The organism is Pseudomonas sp. GM21, from assembly GCF_000282215.1.
Classification (GTDB): domain Bacteria; phylum Pseudomonadota; class Gammaproteobacteria; order Pseudomonadales; family Pseudomonadaceae; genus Aquipseudomonas.
In genome coordinates this window covers 1-3166 of the sequence record NZ_AKJS01000205.1, presented here as the reverse complement: position 1 = coordinate 3166, position 3166 = coordinate 1, and the positions used below count along the sequence as shown (strand labels likewise).

The 3166-nt window shown below is 60.3% G+C and carries 4 protein-coding genes; 1 reads left to right on the top strand and 3 read right to left on the bottom strand.

The features are described from left to right. Positions 1-117: 117 nt before the first annotated feature. The 3 genes from PMI22_RS32305 to gspG all read right to left on the bottom strand — a co-directional run bounded on the left by PMI22_RS32305 (position 118) and on the right by gspG (position 2710). On the bottom strand, positions 118-924 hold the full coding sequence (locus PMI22_RS32305) for a hypothetical protein (protein ID WP_007949552.1): 807 nt from the start codon (positions 922-924) through the stop codon (positions 118-120). 151 nt (positions 925-1075) lie between these two features. Then, positions 1076-2263 carry a type II secretion system F family protein gene (locus tag PMI22_RS00030; protein ID WP_007949550.1) on the bottom strand — a complete coding sequence of 396 codons (1188 nt, stop codon included), beginning with the start codon at positions 2261-2263 and terminating at the stop codon, positions 1076-1078. Between the two features lie 12 nt (positions 2264-2275). Next, positions 2276-2710, bottom strand: a complete 435-nt coding sequence (gspG, locus tag PMI22_RS00035; protein ID WP_007949549.1) for a type II secretion system major pseudopilin GspG — start codon at positions 2708-2710, stop codon at positions 2276-2278. Positions 2711-2915: 205 nt separating this feature from the next. Between gspG and PMI22_RS00040 the strand changes: the two genes are divergently transcribed. Then, positions 2916-3166: DUF4124 domain-containing protein (locus PMI22_RS00040; RefSeq protein ID WP_007949548.1), on the top strand; the 251-nt coding region annotated here is incomplete at its 3' end.

Below are 3166 nucleotides of genomic sequence, written 5' to 3'. Positions count from 1 at the left end.
AGCGAGCCTGCTCGCGATGGCTCAGTGTCAGACAACATCGATGTTGAATGACCCATGGCTATCGCGAGCAGGCTCACTCCCACAGGGGATTTGCGGGGTTGCTGTGTTTAGCGGTTATCAGCTCCTCTTGTCATCGCCAACTTCGCCATTGGCATGTACACCACGGTCGTCGCCGACTTCGCCGTTGGCATGTACGCCACGGTCGTCACCGACTTCGCCATTGGCGTGTACACCACGGTCATCGCCCAATTCACCGGAGCGATGAACACCATTGTCGTGGGCCGCTTCACTGGAGCGATGAACGCCATTTTGGTTGTGGGACACTTCACTGGAGCGAAGAGCGCCATTTCTGTTGTGGGAAACTTCACCGGAGCGATGGACGCCATTGTCGTGGGCCACTTCACCGGAACGATGAACGCCATGATCGTCGCCAGGTTCGGCGTGCGTGCCACTGCGCCCGGAGTTGGAGGAGGCTGTGTTGCCGGAATGGCTCGAACCATGGTCGCTACTACTATGGCCGCTGCCGCTATTACCGCCGCTGCCACTGTTGCCGCCACTGCCGCTTCCACCGTGACTGCCGCCGCCACCGCTTCCACCACTGCCGCCGCTGTTGCCGCCACCACCGTGACTGCCACCGCCGCCGCCACCACCACCGCTGCCGCCGCCACCGCTGCCGCCACCACCGCTGCCGCCACCGCCATTGCCGCCGCCACCACCGCTGCCGCCACCGCCATTGCCGCCGCCGCCACCGCTGCCGCCACCGCCACCGCCGCCACCGCCACTACCGCCACCCCCTCCGCCGCCACTGCCACCATCCTTGGCCTGAGCGGTCGACATACTGGACAGACTGTCCGGTATCAATACGGTGGACGCCGACAAGACCGCGCCAATAGCTACTGCTAGTAAAAGCTTGTTGATGTGCATGTCGTTCTCCGTCTTCTTGTTCAGGGTTGGAACGTAGATGAACACTGCAACGTGCTACCCGATTCAGTAGAAGAACACCTCAGCGTCCGGATTTATTCAGTTTTATCGTGGATAAAAAGTGCAACGCACCGCTAAACCCCGTTCCAGAGCCTTAGTGAATGCTTGAGGCGAGCTCGAAAATCGGCATGTACATCAGGATCACGATGACCCCGATCAACAGGCCGATGAAGGTCATGAGCAGCGGTTCGAACAGCCGTACAAACCATTCGAGCCAGCGACTGATTTCTTCGTCGTAGAAGTCGGCGCTGCGCTCCATCATTTGCCCGAGGTTGCCGGACTGCTCGCCAGCGCGCAGTAAGCGCAGCGACACCGGGGTCACCAGGTGATTGAGTTCAAGCGCGGCCGATAGCGATTGGCCTTCACGCACCCGTTCGCAGGCTTCGTCCAGTCGTGTGCGGGACGCCACGGTGAGCAGGCCACGCACCATGCCCATGGCCGTGACGAGGGGAATGCCGCCTTGCAGTAAAATCCCCAGCGAGCGGTAGAAGCGCGCCAGTTCATACATGAAGATGCGTTGATGGATCGCCGGGAGTTTTTCAATCAGACGATCGAGGCCCCGGCGGAAGGCCGGTTGGCGTTGAAGGAAGGTGAGGGCGACGATAATCGCCAGCAACCCGCCGAAGAATTCGCCCTGATGCGCATGGAGGAACATCCCGCTGGTCATCAGGACTTGCGATAGCCACGGCAGGTTCGAGCCCAGACCTTCGAACACCAGGCTGAAACGCGGCACCACGTAGCCCATCAAAAACAACACCACGCCACCGCCCACCACCAGCAACAGCATGGGGTAGATCGACGCGCTGACGATTTTTTGCCGGACCTCGTCCATGCGCTGGCGATAGCTGACATAGCGACCGAGGGCTTCGCCCACCGCACCCGTTTTTTCACTGGACTGCACCAACGCAACGTACAACGGCGGGAAAACCGCCGACAACTGGCCCAAGGCCTGGGAAAACGATTTGCCCTCGTAAAGCAAGCGCACCAGCTCACTCAAGGTCTTGCGGGCCTGTGGCGCGGATTCTTTTTCGGCCAGGCTTTCCAGCGCATCGATCAACGGCAGGCCCGCATTGAGCAATGTGGTCAGTTCCTGGCTGAACAACACCAGGTTGAAGGTCTCACGCTTTTGCAGACGCAAGGCACCCCAATGCCGATCGGCATGCAGGCTGACCACCCGCATACCCTGGTCTTCGATGATGCGCCGGGCTTCGCTGTGGCCGGGGGCCTCGACGGTCATCGAGACCACACCGGCCTTGCCCACGGCTTTGAGATGAAAGCGCATGGTCTTCCCCCGTTATTGCCAACTGGTGACTTCGGCGTTTTCGCCTTCGCCACCGGGCTGACCGTCCTTGCCCATGGACAGTAAGTCGTACTCACCGTTTTCGCCGGGATAGCGGTAGTTGTAGTTACGGCCCCATGGGTCCTGGGGCAATTTTTTCTGCAAGTAAGGGCCCGTCCAGCGGGTTTCGTCGCTCGGCGCGGTGACCAGCGCCTGCAAGCCCTGTTCGGTCGACGGGTAGTGGCCGACCTCCAGGCGATACAGATCCAGTGCCTTGGCCAGTCCTTCGATTTGAGCCTTGGCGACTTTGACTTCGGAACGGCCCAGTTGGGCGAAATACTTCGGCGCGACGATACCGGCCAACAGCCCCAGCACCACCAGCACCACCAACAGTTCGAGCAGGGTGAACCCGCGTTGAGTACGCCGGGCACAACACAGACGTTGATTCATGATGACCTCACACAATCGGCAGAAGGGTCGCAGTAAAGGCTTATGCAATTGCCATGCTCAGCGATGCTTAGTCATGTGCAACCTTGCGGACCTCCCGTGCCATGGGCCTTAAGGCTTACGGCACAGTGCTTGCGTATGGCTGTTTCACGATCGGCCATTGGGGCAATACCCCCATTTTTTGGGGCCGGCCAGGGGAGGAAGAACAATGAAAATACTCACCACTGGATTACTCGCATGTTTGCTGCTGACCAACGTTGCACAGGCCGATGTATTCGTTTCCGTGGACGCCAAGGGCAGCTATGTACTGTCCAATGTCCACCGTCCCGGCCGCACCTATGAACGGGTCATTCGCGAACCCGCCGCAGCGGTCGTCAGCCTCGATCAGCAGCCCCAGATGATCGCCGCGCAACCCTATGCCGAGCTGGTCTCGGCGGCCGCCACGGCCAATGAAGTGCC